Raw genomic sequence first — 17,331 nt, forward strand, 5'->3', positions numbered from 1 at the left:
TGGGCGGGCGGTTCACGGCACCGGGAACTGCCTGCGGATGAAGGCGTGGTCGAAGACGGAGTCGGGCACGGCGCGGCGCAGCGCCAGGGTGCCGGCGGCGAGGAAGCCGACGGGGTAGCGGGCGCGTGGCCGGCGGGCGCGGACCGCCTTGTGCACGGTGGCGGCCACCTGATCGGCCTCGATGGCGAACGTTCCGGCGAGGGTGCGTTCGGTGCGCTCGTAGATGGCCTGGTAGTAGGCGGCTGTGCGGGCGTGGAAGCGCTCGTACGGGGAGTCGGGGCGGCCGGCGGGCAGGTGGTCCAGGAAAGTGCGGCCCCAGGCGGTGCGTACCGGGCCGGGCTCGACCACGCTCACCCGGATGCCGAACCCGGCGGTCTCCAGGCGCAGGGCGTCGCTGAGCGCCTCGACCGCGTGTTTGGCGGCGGCGTAGAAGCCGCTGCCCGGGACCGCGTAGCGGCCGAAGATGGACGAGACGTTGACGACGGTGCCCCGGCCGCGTTCCCGCATTCCGGGGAGGACGAGCTGGGTGAGCCGCACCAGGCCGAACACGTTGGTCTCGAACTGGTCGCGGACGTGTGCGAGGCCGGTCTCCTCGAAGGTTCCGGACAGGCCGTAACCCGCGTTGTTGACCAGGACGTCGACGCGGCCGTGCCGTTCGGTGGCGTCCCGGACCGCCGCCCGGGCGGAGTCGGGGTCGGTGACGTCCAGGGGGAGGGTGGTCATCCCGAGGGCGGCCAGGTCCGCGAGGGCGGCCGGCTCGCGGGCGGTGGCGACGACCGTCAGGCCGGCCCGGTGCAGGCGCAGTGCGGTGGCCCGGCCGATCCCCGAGGAGCAGCCGGTGATGAGGACGACGTCCGGTGTCATCCGAAGACTCCGAGCTGTCGGGCGAGTTCCATGCCGTCCATCGAGAACCAGCTCTCGACGATCTTGTCGTTCTCGAAGTGGTCGATGACGATGCCCCAGATCTCGAAGGGGCGGCCGGACGCGGGGATGCCGTGGTAGTCCTCGCCGGTGTGGGTGCCGCGGGCCGTGAAGCGCTGGACGATCTTGTCGCCCTCCTCGATCCACTCGTCCACGGTGACGTGCAGGTCGGGGAAGGAGGCCCGCTGGATGCGGACCCATTCACGCAGGTGCTCCACTCCTTCGAACCCCTCGGCGACGGTGCCGTGGCTGATGTGTCCGGGTACGGCCTTCTCGTAGACGGCGTCGAGTTCGCCCTTGTTCAGGCAGGCCTCGTAGTAGTGCTCCAGGAGGCGGCGGCGGTTGCTGGTCATGATGGTTCTCCTCGGTCCGGCGAGTGGCCGGTGGGGTGGGCGGGACGGTGGATGACGGCCACCGGGGCGCCGGTGCGGGCGTCGGTGATCCGCCAGACGCCGAGCGCGGTGTCGGCGCTGACGCGGGTCCGCTCGGGCGGGCGCCCGTGCAGGACCACGCGGGTCAGGGTGAGCGGGTCGGGGGTGGTGGCCAGGCCGCGAAGGCGGGTGCTCACGGCGCGGACGACGTTCTCGATCTCGGCGACGGGCACCGCGCACGCGGGTGGGCGGGGCACCGCCCACAGATCGGCCGGATGGCAGCCGGGCACATCGGCGACGAGCCGTCCCGGCTCCCGCGCGTGCCAGGTGGCCACGGGGATGGCGAGGCCGCGCCAGTTCAGGACGGGGTCGCTCGTGAAGAGGGTGCCTTCGCGTCCGGGCGGGGCGGCGGCCGGTCGTGCCGGGTCCGCGGGGGCGGCGTCGCCTTCCGCGTACACCAGCCGCATCCGGGCCACCGGCCCGTCCAGCGGCCCGTCCACCGCCTCGTCCATCGGCCCGTCCACCGGGGCGGTCACGGCGCGGAAGGTGACGTCGACGGTCCACCGCCCCTCGTGTTCCCTGCCGCGCACGTCCCGGCGCAGCCGGACGGTCCCGTCCGCGCCGCGGACCAGCAGGCTCCAGGGCACCGACACGTCCTCGATCGCGGCCAGCCGGCGGGGTCCCGGCTGTTCCGGGGCGACCCATTCGGCGCCGCGTACCGCGCTCTCCAGGAGCAGCCCGACGGGCAGGGCCGGGTCTCCGTCCACGGTGAAGTCCCCGAGGGCGCAGGTGGTGGCCGGGTCGAACTCCAGCCGGGACACCAGGCGCCGGTGCGGCCGGTACCGTTCGGGCGTCCCGAGATGGAAGATCTTGGGCCAGGTGGCGGTGAATCCGGGCAGCGCCGGGGTCAGCGGGTGGCCCACGGCCTGGGTGAGGCCGAGCGAGGGACCGACCGGCCCCACGAACGAGACCTCCCCGCTGGTTCCGGCGAGCAGTTCGGCACGCCAGTGCCCGAGTCCCTCGGTGACGTCCATGGCGGCCATGTAGCGCAGGCTCGCCCGGAAGTTGGCGATCAGTCCGAGGCGGGCCCAGGTCGGCCAGGCGAGGGTCATCACCGGAAAGCGCGCCTGCCGCTGGGCCCAGCGGCCGAGGCGTGCCAGGCACTCGTTGGCGGCGGCGTAGTCGAACTGGCCGACCATGCCGCCGAGCCGCCCGGTCAGGGAGCCCACCGTGCAGAACACCTTCAGGTCCCGGTCGCGTACCGCCTCGAAGAGGTGGCCGAACGCGTCGACCTTGGTGGCGACCACGGCGGCGATGTCGGCGTCGGACTTGCCGGGCAGCCTGGTGGGCCGGTCCACACCCGCGTTGTGCACCACTCCGGTCAGCCCCGGCAGGCCGGCGACGAGCCGCCGCACCTGGTCGGGGTCGGTGAAGTCGCAGCGGCGGTACTCGACGCGGAGTCCCTGGGCGCGCGCGTCCCCGAGGTTCGCCACGACGTCCCAGGTCTGCTCCGCGCGGGCGATGCCGGCGCGGATCTCGGCGACGGCCGTGCCGTCGCCGCGCCGGGCCCACAGCGCGGTGCGGCGCGCGTCGAGGGCTTCGGGCGTGAGCTCGGGCCAGGTCTCCTCGGGCGGCAGCGCGGCGCGTCCGGTGACGACGACGCGGGCGCCCGACTCCCGCGCGATCCGCCGGGCCAGGGCCATGCCGATGCCCCGGCCGCCGCCGCTGATCAGTACGGTGTCGCCGCTGCTCCAGCGCACGTCCGGGGGGCCGGGTTCGGCGGCGTACGGGGTGAGCGTCCAGCGCCGCCCGTCGCGGTGGCCTATCTCGATCAGCCCCGACGTGGCGAGTTCGGCGGCCACCAGGTCGGGGAGCCGGCCGGTGTCGTCGAGCCCGATGTCCAGCACGCGGGCGGCGCAGGCGGGGAACTCGCGGTGCAGCGTCTTGGCGAGCCCGGCCCACAGCCCGCCGAGCGGCTGGGCCAGGTCGTCGTCCGGATGGTGCCCCATGCCGCCGCCGAGGTAGGTGACGGCCAGGTAGCACAGCCGTCCGGCCGTCTCCTCCTCGCTCCACCGCCGGTGGCAGCGGCGCAGCAGGGCGAAGGTGCGCAGCAGCGCCCGGTGCCACTGGCCCGGGGTGCCGGGTGCGTAGGGTTCGGCGAGCGTGAGGTCCACGATGGTGTCGGGGACCAGGTCCGGGTGGGGCGGTGTCCGGGTGCCGTCCTCGACGTCGGCGCCGTGCCCGCGCAGCGCCGCCCGCACCCGTTCGGCGTCGCCGGCGGTGCCGCCGATGACGGCGACGCGGCGGCCCGCGAGCGGCCGGGCGGCGGGTTGGGGTGCGGCGGGCGTCAGGTGCCACAGCATCCGCCGCACCGGATGGGTCGTGCCGTCCCGGTCCGGGTCGGACGTGTCCGGCCGGGTGGTCGGCGGCGCGTCGGTCGACAGGCTCATCGCGTACCCCCTCCGGCCGGGAGCGTGCCTGGCTCGTGCACCACTCCGGTCACCGGGTCCAGGAGGCCGATCACCACGGCGTCCAGGCCCTTCATCTGCGCCACGACGTGCCCGCCCGGTGCGACGGCCACGAAGCGGTTCTCGGGCGTCTCGTCCGCGCCGGTGGCGCGGAAGCCGGGGTTGGTCACGTACAGGTCCAGGTGGCCGTGCGCCTCGGTCAGCTCCCTGTCGTCGGCCTGCTGGTAGAGGTCGATTCGCCGGATGGACAGGGGCGCGGCCACCGGGACGAGGCCGTCGACGGGGTCGAGCACGCCGGTGCGGGCCATCGCGTCGAGCAGCAGGGTCGGCATCAGGAACGGCGGCCAGGGCCGGTCGTCGGAGAGCCGCGCCCGGAACACGGACCGGGCGCCCTCCGGGTGCCGGACGGTGTCGCCGGTGACCCTGAAGGGTCCGGTGAGCAGCACGGGCGCGCTCTGCGCGTGGTAGGGGTCGGTGACGGGCACCTCCGCCTCCCGGTCCCAGCCGGCCCACTTGGGGGCGTCGGGGAAGCGGCTGCTGACCAGGACGCGGGTCGTGAAGTGCGGCCGGTCGGCCACCAGGAGCACCCCGGACGGGGAGACCACGTCGTGGGTGATGTCCACGGCGACGGTCGTCAGGTCCCCGGCCCGCTCGACGACGCGCGCGGTGATCCGCTTCGGCCGCTGTGGTACGCCGGGGCGGACCTGCAGGAAGTGCAGGAAGCGTACGTCCTCGAAGGCGGCCACGGACCCGCCGGGCACCAGCGCGAGGGCGGCCTCCGCCGCGATCTCGGTGACGAAGGTGCCCGGGAGCGTGGGGACGCCGCGGACCAGGTGGTGGTCGAGGTAGGCGTCGGTGGCCAGGTCGAAGCGGCACTCGAAGCGGGCCGTGGTCCCCTCCTCCCCCGGCGGTGTGTCGAGGGCCCGTCGCAGGTAGAACCGGCCGCGGCCGTCGGCCGGAGCGGGCGCGGGCGGCCGGTCGAGGAAGCCGGGGTGGAACCGCTCCACGGTGACCCGTTCGGCGTCGCCGAGGTGGACGGTCAGGGGCGCGCGCGGGGCGGCGGACAGCTCGGCGAGGAAGTGCCGGATGCCCTCGGCGACCGGCATGTGGCTGTACGAGCCGGCCTTCCGGAAGTACTCCCGGGTCAACTCGCCGGCGCCCATGCCCACTTCGTCCCAGAGCGTCCAGCCGATCACGAACTCCTCGGTGCCGGTGGTGGCCGCCGCGTAGCCGGCGGCCGTGGCCAGGTAGTCGTTTCCGGACGCGTAGTCCGCCTCGCCGCGCTGCCCGAAGTAGCCGAGCAGGGATCCGAAGTCGCACCACAGCCGTGGCGGGCGTCCGGACAGCGCGCGGTGCAGGTTGCGGTGGGCTTCGACCTTGAGGTCACGGATGCGGCGGAACTCGTCGAAGTCCTTGTCGCGTATCAGCGCGGACCGGTTGAGGCCGGGCGCGTTGATCACCAGGTCGACGCGCCCGTGCTCGGCGGTGACCGCGTCGATGGCGGCGCGCACCGATCCCTCGTCGCGGGCGTCACAGGTGTGGTAGGTGACACCGGCCGCGCCGCCGGCGATCCGGGTGAGGTTGCGGCGGGCCGCGCGGGCGTCGGCCATCCGGTCGTAGCGGCGGCTGATCGCGGCGACGGTGCCGCCGCCCGCCTTGAGCTGTGCGGAGATGTAGGCGGCGCGTCCCGCCGCGAACTCCTCGTCGGTGCCCGCGAACACGTCGGCGGGATAGTCGTCCAGCGGGTTGCTGCCGAGGAGATGGATGTGGCCGCCGTGGCGTGCGGTCAGCGCGACGAGGAGTTCGGCGGTGATGCCGCGGGCCCCGCCGAGGGCGACGACCACGGGGTCGTGGCCGAGCGCGGTCGTGGCCGCGGTACCGGGCGGGCCTGTGGTGTCCGCCTCGCCGGCCGGGGGCGGGGTGCCGGGGCGGCGGGCGTCCGCGGCGGCCACCGCCGGGCCGGGACCGGCCTGGCCGGGGTGCGCGGGGTGCGTTCCGTCCGGTGCCCGGGCCGGGCCGGGGCCGGCCGGGTCGTCCGGTCGCCGTACGTCGAGCGCGGGGACCAGGCGACGGTCGCCGTCATGGTGCACGACGGGGAAGACCCGGCGGGTGACCCGCTCACGGGCGACGAGTCCGGCGCCCTGTCCGGGGTCCCGGGTGGCGGCCACCAGGGCGAAGCAATCGGCGCGCTCCAGCTCCAGGGCCACGCATTTCGCGAGGCCGGTGAAGAGTCCGGCGAAGGGGTGGGTCACCCCGCCGGGTGCGGCGCCGAGCAGGGCGAACACCACCGAGGCCGCCGGGGTGTCGAGTTCCTCCCCGCGTTCCTTCAGCGCCAGGAACGCCAGGTCGTGCAGGGCGGTCACGGGCGAGGCGTCGCTCGTGAGGGCGGTCGCCGGGGGTGCCGTCGTGGTCAGGTCGGTGACGACCAGGAGGTGGCGCACGGGCCCGCCGACGCCGGCCAGGGCCGCGCGCACCGACTCCGGTGTGGGCTCGACGTGCCGCCACCCGGCCTGCTCGCCCTCGAAGGCGCGCGTGCTCAGCACGGTGATGCCGGTGGCCGCGCCGGCGAACCGCCGGACGGCCTCGGGCACGTCGGTGAGGAGCACCGCTCCGTCGGGTACGGCCGCCGGCGGAGGGCCGTCCGGCTCCCCCGGCTCGGCACGCAGTGCGGGAACGTACCGGCGCACCAGGTCGCCGTCCTCCGGCCGCTCCGGGGCCGGGGTGCCGGCTCCGCTGACCAGCAGGCCGTCGGTGGCACCGCTGCCCGGTTCATGGCAGCGCAGTTCGGTGGTGGTGCCGGCCAGGCCCAGTGCGCGCAGGATCTCCGCACCGCCCGCGGCGCCGAGGTAGCGGCTGTAGTCGCCGTCGGGGCCGCAGTCGACCACCCTGTCGGCGCCGCCCGGCCGCCCCCCGGCCGGAGGCGTCTCGTCGACGTAACCGAGGACCGTGAGTCCGGCCCGGCGCGCCCTGCTCTCCGTTGTCAGGCCGAACAGGAAGGCGCCCTCGGCGAGTTCGGGGGGCGTCGGGCCGAACACCTCGGTGAGCAGACGCCGGTACTCGGGCAGGCTGTTGCCGTTGATCCCGCCGGCGAGGACGAAGTCGAGCTCCCCGCCGCGCAGGTACCGGGCCGCGGTGGCGAACGCGGACAGGGCGGAGGCCAGGCCCGCGTCGACGGTGATGTTGGGGCCGTGCAGGTCGAAGTAGTTGGCGACCCGCGCGGAGATGACGTTGGGCATCATGCCGGGGAAGGAGTCCTCCGTGGAGGGCGGCACGAGCGCGCGGACCTGCTCGCGCAGCCGTCCCAGGACGGCGGTGAGGCCGGGCTCGGCGGCGACCCCCGGGTCGGCGCGCAGGGCCCGCTCGATGTCGTCGAGGTAGCAGCGGGCGGCGTAGAGCATCGCGGCCCGGGTCGGGCCCATGTGCCCGATCACCACTCCGGTGCGCGCGGCGTGCTCCTGCCAGAACTCGGGCAGCTGGTCGCGCAGGGCGTGCGCGCACTGGAGGATCATCAGCTGGCAGCGGTCGATGGTCCGTACCGTCGCGGGCGGCATCCGCACCTGCTGGAACGGCGGGGCGGGATAGGTGTCGCCGAATCCGGACGGCAGGTCACGCGCGCCGGTGAGCCACGCCCCGACGTCCTCGGCCGTGTCCGCGCCGGGCAGCTTGGCGGACCAGCCGACCACCGCGATCCGCTCCGCGGCGGCCCGGCGACCGGGAGCCTGCGGGCGGGGGGCGGGGTCGCCGGCCGGCGTGGTGACGCTTGCCGTTGCCGCGCCCGCTGCGGTCGCCCCCGCCGCGCCGGCTCCGGCCGACCGGTCGTTCCCGGGTTCCGCCGGCGCCTGGGCCGGTGACTCCGTCTCGGTCCTCGGCCGCACCTCTGCCTCCTCCGTCGTGGCCGCCGCCTCCGCTCGCTCATGCGCCGGGTCCCGGTCCGTGCCGGGTTCGGCCACGATCAGGTGGGCGTTGGTGCCGCCGAAACCGAACCCGGAGATCGCCGCGGTGCGGCAGCGGCCCGGAACGGCGGGCCAGGAACGCCGCTCGGCGGAGATCTCCAGCCCGGTCGTGCCGAGTTCGAACGCCTCGGGCGCCCGGTCGAAGCGGTACTGGCCCGGGATCGTCTCGTGCTGCAGCGCCAGCACGGACTCGATCAGGGACACCACGCCGGCCGCCCATCCGGTGTGCCCGATCAGCGACTTGCTGGAGGTGACGCTCGTGGTACGCCCGACGCCGTAGTGCCGGCGCAGCGTGGAGAACTCCGCGAGGTCGCCGGCGGGGGTGCCGGTGGCGTGCGCGTTGACCCAGTCGACGGCGTCTCCGGTGAGGCCGCCCGCCTTCAGCGCGCGCTCCACGGCCAGGCTCTGCCCCTGGGAACTCGGGGCGTAGATCGCCTTGCCCTTGCCGTCGGAGGACGAGCCGAAGGCCTTGAGCACGCCGAGCACCCGGTCGCCGTCGGCCCTGGCCCGGCTCAGCCGCTTCAGGACGACGACGCCGGCGCCGTCGGCGAAGATCACGCCGTCCGCCCCGGCGTCCAGCGCGCGCACCCTGCCCTGCTCGGACAGCCCCTTCAGCTTGGAGAACAGGACGGTGCCTCGGGGGGCGAGCCCGAACGCGCCACCGCACACCGCGATGTCCTGCCGGCCCGAGAGCAGCCCCTTGATGCCGATGTCGATGGCGTACAGGGAGGAGGAACAGGCGGTGTCCACCATCTGCACCTCGGTGCCGTCCGGCAGCACGCCCGCCATGGCCTCCCGGCCGACCTGGTGGGGCAGGAAGCGCGGGGCGGGGGCGGCGCCCCGGTGGTAGCGCGCGGAGAGCACCCGGTCCATCCCGGCGAGCAGCCGCTCGGGCTCGGAGACCTTGAGCTCCCCCACCGCCCGGGCGGCGAGACGGGAGGCCGTGGCGAGCACGCCGGCCTCCTCCAGGTGCTGGCTGCCGTCGGCGGTGTAGCCGACGTGGAAGGAGAACCGGTCGGAGGGTGTCCGCCGGACCCCGTCGAGCGCCTGGACCAGCGAGTGGCGCAGCCACAGGGTGGTCAGTTCGGTGTCGCCCGGGTCCGCGGACAGGCCCTCCAGCGCACCGGGCTCGGGCGCGAAGTCGGTGATGAAGACACAGGTGTCCTGGTACGACTTGTCCTCGTCGGCGCGGTCGGGCGAGGAGAAGCCGGAACGCTCCCAGCGGTCCTCGGGCACCTCGGTGAAGAGTTCGCGCCCGGTCGTGCGCAGCTGCCAGAACTCCTCGGGAGTACTGGCTCCGGCCACGGCGAGTCCCATGCCGACGACGGCGATGTCCTCGGTGTCGTCGATTTCGTCGATCTCGTCGGTGTCGACGGTGCCTGCGGTGCCGGTGGTGCCTGCGGTGCCTGCGGTGCCTGCGGTGCCGGTGGTGCCTGCGGTGTCCTCCGTGCCGGCCTCCGGCGGGTTCGGCACGTCCTCCGGGAGTCGTGCGCCGGTGCGCTCGGGCGGGGCGTCGACGCCTCCCGCCGGTACCGGCGCCGCGGGGGCGGGGTCCGTGCGGGGGCGCGGCGGCGACAGCAGCGGGGCACCCAGACTCAGGCCTCCGTCGGCGAGGATGGTCTGGCCGGTGATCCAGGCCGCCCGGTCGGAGGCAAGGAAGGCCACGACCTCCGCGAACTCCTCCGGGGTGCCGAGGCGTCCCAGCGGTGTCGCCGAGACGATCGCGTTCCGCATGGCCTCGGCGTCGGGGAAGGCGTCGGCGACCTCGCTGGTGAGCATGGCGGCGGAGGCCGTGTTGACCCGGATGTTCTTCGGGGCGTATTCGACCGCGAGATGGCGGGTGACGGCCTCGACGGCCGCCTTCGCGGGGGCGCAGGCCAGGTAGTTCGCCATCACCAGCCGGGAGCTGCCGAGCGCGGACAGGTTGACGATGGAGCCGCCGCCCGCCCGTTCCATGAGGGGTGCCGCGGCGCGCGCGCAGCGCAGGCCGCCCTTGAGGTTGGTGTCCAGCGCCTTGTCGAGGTGCTCGTCGGTGAGTTCGTCCAGGGGGACGAGCGCGCCGTTCGCGGCGTTGTTGACGAGGATGTCGAGCGAGCCGTACCTGCGGTCGATCTCCTCGAACATCCGGTCCACCTGCTCGGGCCGTGCTACGGACGCGCGCAGCAGATCCACCCGGGCGCCTCGTTCGCGCAGTTCCTCCTGGGTCCGCTTGGCCTGTTCGTGGGAGTGGAAGTAGTTGATGAGGACGTGGGCGCCCCGCTCGGCGAGCACGGTGGCGATCGCCCTGCCGATGTTCTTCGCCCCGCCGGTCACCAGGGCGATCCGGCCGGTCAGGTCCTGGTGCCCGGTCATACCGCGGCACCTTCGACGCTGTGGCGGGACAGCTCCTCGTGCAGCAGGTCGACGATCCTGTCGAGGCAGTCGTAGTCGGAGAGACGGAAGCCCGAGTCGCGTGCGGGCAGACCGAACAGCTTGGAGGCGCGGGCCAGCAGCTCCACCTGTTTGACGGAGTCCACGCCGAGTTCCGCCTCCAGCAGGGCGTCCGGGGTGAACACGTCCTCGGGGTATTCGAGCGCCTCCGCGTACAGGGTCCGTACGGTCCGGAGGAGTTCGGACCGCGGGGGCGGGGCGGTGGTGGACGGCGCGGCCGTGTCGTCCGCCGGGGCGGCGAGCGGCTCCGGGGCGGGTGCCGCCTCGCCGGAGGGGGCCGGGCGGGCGGGCTCCGAGGGGGCGGGCGCGGTGCCGGAGGACGTGCCCGTGACGGGGTCGTGCCCGTCGGAGGGTCCGCCGGCCCCGGGGCCGCCGCGGAAGGCGTTGGCCATACGGGTCACCAGCGTGACGACGTCGGTGCCCTCGGCCGCCCAGAACGTCTCGAACTCCTCGTCGGTCAGGGCGGGGGCGAGCCGGCGGCGCAGCTCGGGGAGCACGTCCGCCTCCGCCTGGCCGTGCTCGTGCAGGGTCCGCAGGGTGGCGGCGAGAGCGGGGACTCCGCCGCGGCCGGTGGTGAGGGTGGTGAGGACGGTCACCTCGGCGGGCGCCCCGCCGCCGCCGGCCGCCAGGGCCCTGGTGACCAGGGAGGCGAGCGCCGCCCGCCCCCCGGACTCGATGAAGAGGCGCTCGCCCGCGTCGTACAGGTCGCGCACGGCGGCGGAGAAGCGCACCGGCTGGGTGAAGTGGGCGGCCAGCGGCCCGGCGAGGTCCTCGTCGGGGGCGTAGCGGCGCTGGTGGATCGGCGAGAGGACCGGCACGGTCAGCGGGTGCCGGGGAACACCGCGGACGAACTCGCCGAAGCGGGCCCCCGCCTCGGCCAGGGCGGGGTTGTGGAAGGCGAACGGGGTGTCGAGTTCGACGACGCCGATCCCCAGCGGTCCGCCGACGGCCCGCACGCGCTCGATGGCCTCACGCGGGCCGCTCAGCACCGTCTGGCCGTCGTGGTTCTCCGCCGCGACCGCCAGACGCGGATCGGCCAGCAGGCCGAGCAGGTGCAGGCAGCGCTCCACGGGTGCGGCGACCGCCGCCATGGCACCGTCGCGGAAGGCTCCCTCCGCGACGATGCCCGTGCGGCGTGCCACGATCCTCGCGCCGTCCTCCACGCTGTACGCCCCGGCCGCGACGAGCGCGGTGATCTCGCCGAGGCTGTGGCCGACGAGGACCGAGGGGGTCACACCGCGGCCGGTCAGGATCCGGTGGGCGGCCAGTCCCGAGCCGTAGACGGCGAGCTGGGACATCCAGGGGTCCTGCTCAAGGAGGCGGGGCAGCTCGACCGGCCCGTCACCGAAGAGGACGTCCGACAGGCGTCTGCCGAACAGCTCCGCGGTGACGGCGTCGATCCTGCCGAAGACGTCCTCGACCTCGGGGTGCCGGGCCCTGGCCCGGTGCAGTGCGGCGCCGTCGTAGCCGCCCTGGCCGGGGAAGAGCAGTACGGGGCGTAAGTCCTTCTCCGTGGTGTTCATCGGTGGTTTCCTTCCGTACGTGGCGTGCGGTCGGGGCGGGCGCTGCGGAGCAGGAGCCGGCCCATGGGCCCCAGTCGGGCGGCGATCAGCCGGTCCGCGAGTGCCCGGGGGGCGGCGGACAGCGCTTCGGGGGCGCCGTGCAGCAGCAGACGCAGGGCCCGGATGCCGAGTGGCAGTCCCGCCGCGTCGTTCAGGTAGTCGAAGAGCTCCCGGAAGCCGGCCCGGGTGTAGAAGTCGGCGGGCGGCACGGCCGTCGCGAAGACCCCGACCATGGCGCGCGCGTGGTGCGGACTGCGGCTCATCGCCTCGATGAGGGCCTGTTCCTCGGCCGAGTGGGCCGCGATCCTTGCGTAGTCGCGGGTGTAGTCGTAGTGGTCACGGACGAGTTCGTCGCGACGCCGCCCGTAGGCGGCCAGGGTCCGCGGCAGGGGCGCGCCGCCGGTCAGGCCGGTGTGGACGGCGTCGGCGAGGAGTTCGGCACTCAGCAGGGCGTGGGTGATGCCGGAGGCCGTGATCGGGTCGCGGGTCGCGCCTGCGTCACCGACCAGGGCCCAGCCCGGGCCGTGGGGCCGGCGCAGGAAGTTGGGCACGGCCCCGGTGAGCCACTGGCCGGCCCGCGCCGTGCCGGCCAGCCGGGCCGCGAAGTCGGGATCGACCTCGGTGAAGGCGTCGACGACCAGTCGGTCGATCTCGTTTCCGGCGGCCGCGGCCGGGAATGCGGCGGACGGCCAAGCCACGCCGACAATAGTGAGGCCATCGTGTGTGGGCCATGTGAAGGGGTGAATTCCAGAAGCCCGATAGGTGCGTACCAATGATTCCTGCGGCAAGCCTTCCCAGTAGGTCCAGTAGCTCTTGCTGAGAACCGGCTCCGCACGATAGGAGGGCGCCCCGACCAACCGGGCCGTCTTGGAGTTCTTTCCGTCGGCCCCGATAACCACCGCACCCTTTTCGGTGAAGGCGCCGGCGGTCTTCGAAACACCCCGGACCCCGACGACCGTTCCGTCCGCGTCGCGCAGCAGCTCCTGGACGGAAGCCCCCTCGCGGACGTGGGCGCCGGCGTCGGCCGCGCACTGCACCAGCGCGAGGTCGAGTGCCGTGCGGGGTGGCGACAGCGCGTAGGAGACGCCGTTGACCTCGGGCAACGGTGCCTCAAGGGATACCGGGCCACTCCGCAGTCCGTACCGGGTGATCCGGGGAACCCGGGTCCCCGTGAGCCGCTCCAGCACGCCCCATTCGCGCAGCCGGGCCACCCCCGGAGGGTGGATCAGGTTCGTGGCGGACGCCGTCGGGCTCGGAAATGTAGCCCGGTCGAGCAAAAGCACCCGGTGTCCGCGTCGGGCCAGAAGAAACGCCACGGCCGCCCCGGAAATTCGGGCGCCCACGACTATTGCGTCATACATTCCGCTCCCCCATAGCCAGGAGACCAGGACTGTAATCAGGAATGCCGGGGCATGGCCAAAGGTCAGCCGTCTACTTTGTCAGATGACCGGTGACCTGACAAAGTGGAGAGGCGTTTATTGCCAGGGACGCATGTAGTCACCAATGATGCGGAACATGAGCGAGCATTATGATGTCGTGGTTCTCGGCGCCGGGCCTGGCGGCTACACCGCCGCGGTGCGTTCCGCGCAACTCGGCCTCACAACCGCGGTGGTCGAAGAAAAGTACTGGGGCGGTGTCTGCCTGAATGTGGGCTGCATCCCGTCGAAAGCCCTTCTCCGCAATGCCGAGCTGGCGCACACCGTCACACGGCAGGCCGAGACCTACGGCATCCGGTCGGAGTCCCCCATCACGCTCGACTTCGGCGCGGCCTTCAAGCGCAGCCGCCAGGTGGCCGACGGGCGGGCGGCCGGCGTCCACTACCTGATGCGCAAGAACCGGATCACGGAGTACGACGGCCGCGGCACCTTCACCGACGCCCACACCCTCCAGATCGCCCACGCCGACGGCAGCAGCCGGACCATCACGTTCGACCACTGCGTCATCGCCACGGGCGCCACCACCCGGCTGCTGCCCGGCACCCGGCTGAGCGACCGAGTCGTCACGTACGAGGAGCAGATCCTCACCGAAGAACTGCCCGGCAGCATCGTCATCGCGGGGGCCGGCGCGATCGGCGTCGAGTTCGCGTACATCCTCCACAACTACGGCGTCGAGGTCACCGTGGTGGAGTTCGCCGACCGTGTCGTACCCGCCGAGGACGCCGAGGTCTCGAAGGAACTCGCCAAGCGGTACCGCAAGCTCGGCATCGAGATCCTGACCTCGACCCGGGTGGAGTCGATCGACGACTCCGACCCGGCGCGGCCGGTCCGGGTGACCGTCGACAAGGGCGGCGAGCGGCAGGTGCTGGAGGCCGACAAGGTGCTCCAGGCCGTCGGCTTCGCGCCGCGGGTGACCGGCTACGGCCTGGAGACGGCCGGGGTGCGGCTCACCGACCGGGGCGCCGTCGACGTGGACGCGCGCGGCCGCACCAGCGTGCCCCATCTGTACGCGATCGGCGATGTGACGGGCCGGCTGATGCTGGCGCACGCCGCGGAGACCATGGCCATCATCGCCGCCGAGACGATCGCCGGAGCGGAGACCGTGGAGGTCGACTTCCGGATGATCCCGCGCGCGACCTACTGCCAGCCGCAGATCGCCAGCTTCGGCTACACCGAGGCACAGGCCCGCGAGGCGGGCTTCGACGTGAAGGTCGCCAAGTTCCCGTTCACCGCGAACGGCAAGGCGCACGGCCTCGGCGAGCCGGGCGGGTTCGTGAAGGTGATCAGCGACGCGGCGCACGGCGAGCTGCTCGGCGCGCACATGATCGGACCCGAGGTCACCGAGCTGCTGCCGGAGCTGACGCTGGCCCAGCAGTGGGACCTCACCGTCCACGAGGTCGCCCGCAACGTCCACGCCCACCCGACCTTGGGCGAGGCGGTCAAGGAAGCGGTGCACGGGCTCGCCGGCCACATGATCAACATCTAGGCGGGTCACCCGCGACGGCACCACAGGCACAGGAAGAGCGTGAGGTGGACGACCCTTACCCCGACATCTACGGGGCGCGGCCGACGACGGCCGGTCCCGCGGCGCACCCGTGGCTGACGCCGGTGCTGCCGCTGCTCGGCAGGTGGCGCGGCCCGGGCAGGGGCCGGTACCCGACCCTGGAGGAGGAGTTCGACTACGAGCAGGAGCTCACCTTCGCGCACGACGGCCGGCCTTTCCTCCGCTACGAGGCGCGCGCCTGGCTGCTCGACGGCACGGGGGCGCCCCTGCGCCCCTCCGGCCGGGAGAGCGGCTGGCTGCGCGTCGGCCCCGACGGCTATCTGGAAGCCCTGGTCAGCCATCCCACCGGTATCGCCGAGGTGTACACGGGCCGGGTGTCCGGCTCCTCCGCCGATCTGGCCACCCACGAGGTCGTACGGACCCCGCTGGCCAAGGAGGTCACCGCGGCCCGCCGCCGCTACACGTTCCAGGGCGGCGTGCTCTCGTACACCCAGGACCTGGCGGCCGTGGGTCAGCCGCTGAGCCGGCACCTCGTCGCCGAGCTGCGGCGGGTATCCGATACGGACGAGTGAAGGGCATCGCCTGCGGGGCCGTCCCCCCGCGCGCCCTGCGCGCCGGGGGCCGGCCCTGCCGGTAGTGCGGTGCGGTGCGATGCGGTACGCGCGACCCGGGTACCGCTCGCCCGGATCGCGCGTTCGCCAACCAGATACGGGGGATGAAGTGCAGATTGAGATCCTGGGGCCGTTGCGGGTCAGCAGTCAGGGAGTCCGCATCGACATCCCCGGCGAGAAGCTCAGGGCCATCGTCGCGACGCTCTCCCTGTCGCCCGGAGTCACCGTCTCGACATCCGACCTGCTCGACGAACTCTGGGGGGAGCGGCCACCGCGCAGTGCGGTGAACTCGCTCCAGGGGCACATCGCCCGGCTGCGGCGAGCACTGGTGACGCGGAGCGGCAGGGAGGACATGCGTCATGTGATCAGGACCTCCGGATCCGGTTACCTGCTCGCACTCTCCTCCCAGGACGTGGACGCCTCACGGTTCGTCGCCGATGTGCGGCTGGCGGGGCGCAAGAGCGTCACCGATCCCGCCGGGACCATCTCCCTCCTCGGCCGCGCACTGGACGGGTGGCGCGGGCCGGCCCTCCTCGACACCGGCCACGGAATGATCTGCCGCACCGCCGCCGCCCATCTGGAGGAGACCCGGCTGCTGGCCAGGGAGATCGTGATCGACGCCAGACTGGCGCTGGGCGCTCATCACGAGGCCGTTCCGGAGCTTGAGCAGCTCCTGTCGCGGCATCCGCTGCGGGAGCGGCTGTGCGAGCAGCTGATGCTGGCGCTGTACCGCTCGGGCCGGCAGGCCGAGGCGATCAGCACCTTCCACCGTGTCCGCCACCGCCTGTCCGCCGAGCTCGGTCTCGAACCGGGCCCCGGGCTGCGGAACACGCTGGCCGAGATCCTGCGCCAGGAGGAGAGCCTGCTGCACAAGGCGAGCTGACCGCCGCGCCGGACGGCCGCGGGGGTGCCGCCGCACGGACGGCTGGCTGGCTGGCTGGCTGGCTGGCTGGCTGGGTCAGACCGACTTGGTGACCCGCAGGATCCGCCAGACCGCCCCCAGGCTCGCCTTCCCCTCGAACGCCAGATACTCGGGCAGTATCACCTGCGGTGCCCATTTCTCCTTGTACGCGAGCTGGGTCGCCGCCGGATACACGGCGCCGCCCTTCTCCGCGAGCAGCCGCATGAGTTTTCCCGTCAGAGCGCTGTTACCGGGAAGCTCGCAGGACGGGTCCAGACCGGTGAACGGGGTGAATCCGAAGTGCAGCCATTCGGCGCCCTCCTGGGAGAACGCCTCGATCGCGGTCGCGTTGACGGCCTCCATCACCCCTGGAACCACGTCCGGGCGCCGGCGGCTCAGATCGTGCAGCCAGCCCGGACGGCTTCCGTGGGCGGGTGAATACGAGATGTAGGCGACCGGCGTCTCCTCCATGAGACCGACGAAGAGCCTGCGGTGGTGCTGGACCGGGCCGCCCATCTGACCCACCAGGAATTCGATCTCCTTGGTGTGGCCGCCCTTGGCACGCAGCCACAGCCGGTCGACCTCCGCGACGCGCTCGCGCACCTCGGCGTACGCCATTTCCCTGACCACGAGCCCGCTGCGCCTGGCCCGGGAGATCTTGTTGCGCAGCTTGACGAACCGCGAGCCGCGCAAGGTGTGTTCCGGCAGGTGCACGGAGTACGAGGATCCCACCTGGTTCACCGTGAAGCCCTCGGCCGCGTACAGCTCCGCGTCGGCCCGCTGGAGCTGGATCCCGACGATCCGGCGCCGGGTCGAGCGGGCGTACGCCCGGAACTCGCGGACGAGATCCCGCTGCCGGCCCTCCGGGGCGAAGGCACCGCCGAACTGAATCAGGTACCGGCCAGCCTCGCGATAGGCGATGACGCCCTTTCCGGCGCCTTCGAAATAGCTGTTGCCTTCATTCACGGCGAGGAAGGCGCTGGGATTGTCACCGAACTCGCCGATGGTCTCAAGTACGTATTCGAGCCTCCCCTGACCGGCCGGGGAATGATTCACCGAGCGACTCACGAGCGCACTCCTTCTTCCTGTTTCTGCGAGTGGCCCGGAACGTAACAGAAATCGGCGGAGTTGCGCTGAAACAGCGGTATCAGCGAGATCTAAGCGGCCTCTCAGA

The 17,331-nt window shown here is 73.2% G+C and carries 10 protein-coding genes and 1 pseudogene; 3 read left to right on the top strand and 8 right to left on the bottom strand.

The features are described from left to right. Positions 1–12 precede the first annotated feature (12 nt). The 7 genes and pseudogenes from AB0E19_RS31835 to AB0E19_RS31865 all read right to left on the bottom strand — a co-directional run. The gene (locus AB0E19_RS31835; RefSeq protein WP_362186188.1) at positions 13–864 is read right to left on the bottom strand and encodes an SDR family oxidoreductase; all 852 of its coding nucleotides are present in this window, start codon (positions 862–864) and stop codon (positions 13–15) included. After that, positions 861–1,274 carry an ester cyclase gene (locus tag AB0E19_RS31840; protein WP_362186191.1) on the bottom strand — a complete coding sequence of 138 codons (414 nt, stop codon included), beginning with the start codon at positions 1,272–1,274 and terminating at the stop codon, positions 861–863. The genes AB0E19_RS31835 and AB0E19_RS31840 overlap by 4 nt, the downstream gene beginning before the upstream one ends. After that, positions 1,271–3,742 (bottom strand): KR domain-containing protein, encoded by a 2,472-nt coding sequence (locus AB0E19_RS31845; protein WP_362186194.1) that lies wholly within the window; start codon positions 3,740–3,742, stop codon positions 1,271–1,273. The genes AB0E19_RS31840 and AB0E19_RS31845 overlap by 4 nt, the downstream gene beginning before the upstream one ends. Continuing rightward, positions 3,739–10,065: an SDR family oxidoreductase gene (locus tag AB0E19_RS31850; protein WP_362186197.1), complete on the bottom strand. Its 6,327-nt coding sequence runs from the start codon at positions 10,063–10,065 to the stop codon at positions 3,739–3,741. The genes AB0E19_RS31845 and AB0E19_RS31850 overlap by 4 nt, the downstream gene beginning before the upstream one ends. Further along, complete coding sequence (locus tag AB0E19_RS31855) at positions 10,062–11,666, bottom strand: acyltransferase domain-containing protein (protein ID WP_362186200.1); 1,605 nt, start codon at positions 11,664–11,666, stop codon at positions 10,062–10,064. Before AB0E19_RS31855 ends, AB0E19_RS31850 begins: the two co-directional genes overlap by 4 nt. Beyond that, positions 11,663–12,403: a hypothetical protein gene (locus AB0E19_RS31860; protein WP_362186333.1), complete on the bottom strand. Its 741-nt coding sequence runs from the start codon at positions 12,401–12,403 to the stop codon at positions 11,663–11,665. Before AB0E19_RS31860 ends, AB0E19_RS31855 begins: the two co-directional genes overlap by 4 nt. A gap of 147 nt (positions 12,404–12,550) precedes the next feature. Further along, positions 12,551–13,066 (bottom strand): annotated as a pseudogene (locus tag AB0E19_RS31865) (FAD-dependent oxidoreductase); the annotation flags it as partial. Positions 13,067–13,220: 154 nt separating this feature from the next. Between AB0E19_RS31865 and lpdA the strand changes: the two are divergent. From lpdA to AB0E19_RS31880, 3 genes are all read left to right on the top strand, one after another. Then, complete coding sequence (lpdA, locus tag AB0E19_RS31870) at positions 13,221–14,627, top strand: dihydrolipoyl dehydrogenase (protein WP_362186203.1); 1,407 nt, start codon at positions 13,221–13,223, stop codon at positions 14,625–14,627. A 44-nt stretch (positions 14,628–14,671) separates the two neighbouring features. Then, on the top strand, positions 14,672–15,217 hold the full coding sequence (locus tag AB0E19_RS31875; protein WP_362186206.1) for an FABP family protein: 546 nt from the start codon (positions 14,672–14,674) through the stop codon (positions 15,215–15,217). A 148-nt stretch (positions 15,218–15,365) separates the two neighbouring features. Beyond that, the gene (locus tag AB0E19_RS31880) at positions 15,366–16,139 is read left to right on the top strand and encodes an AfsR/SARP family transcriptional regulator (protein WP_362186209.1); all 774 of its coding nucleotides are present in this window, start codon (positions 15,366–15,368) and stop codon (positions 16,137–16,139) included. Between the two features lie 75 nt (positions 16,140–16,214). Here the strand turns inward: AB0E19_RS31880 and AB0E19_RS31885 are convergent, their stop codons facing one another. Further along, positions 16,215–17,225: a DUF2156 domain-containing protein gene (locus tag AB0E19_RS31885; protein ID WP_362186212.1), complete on the bottom strand. Its 1,011-nt coding sequence runs from the start codon at positions 17,223–17,225 to the stop codon at positions 16,215–16,217. Between the last annotated feature and the right edge of the window lie 106 nt (positions 17,226–17,331).

It is taken from the genome of Streptomyces sp. NPDC047974 (assembly GCF_040653375.1).
Classification (GTDB): Bacteria; Actinomycetota; Actinomycetes; order Streptomycetales; family Streptomycetaceae; genus Streptomyces.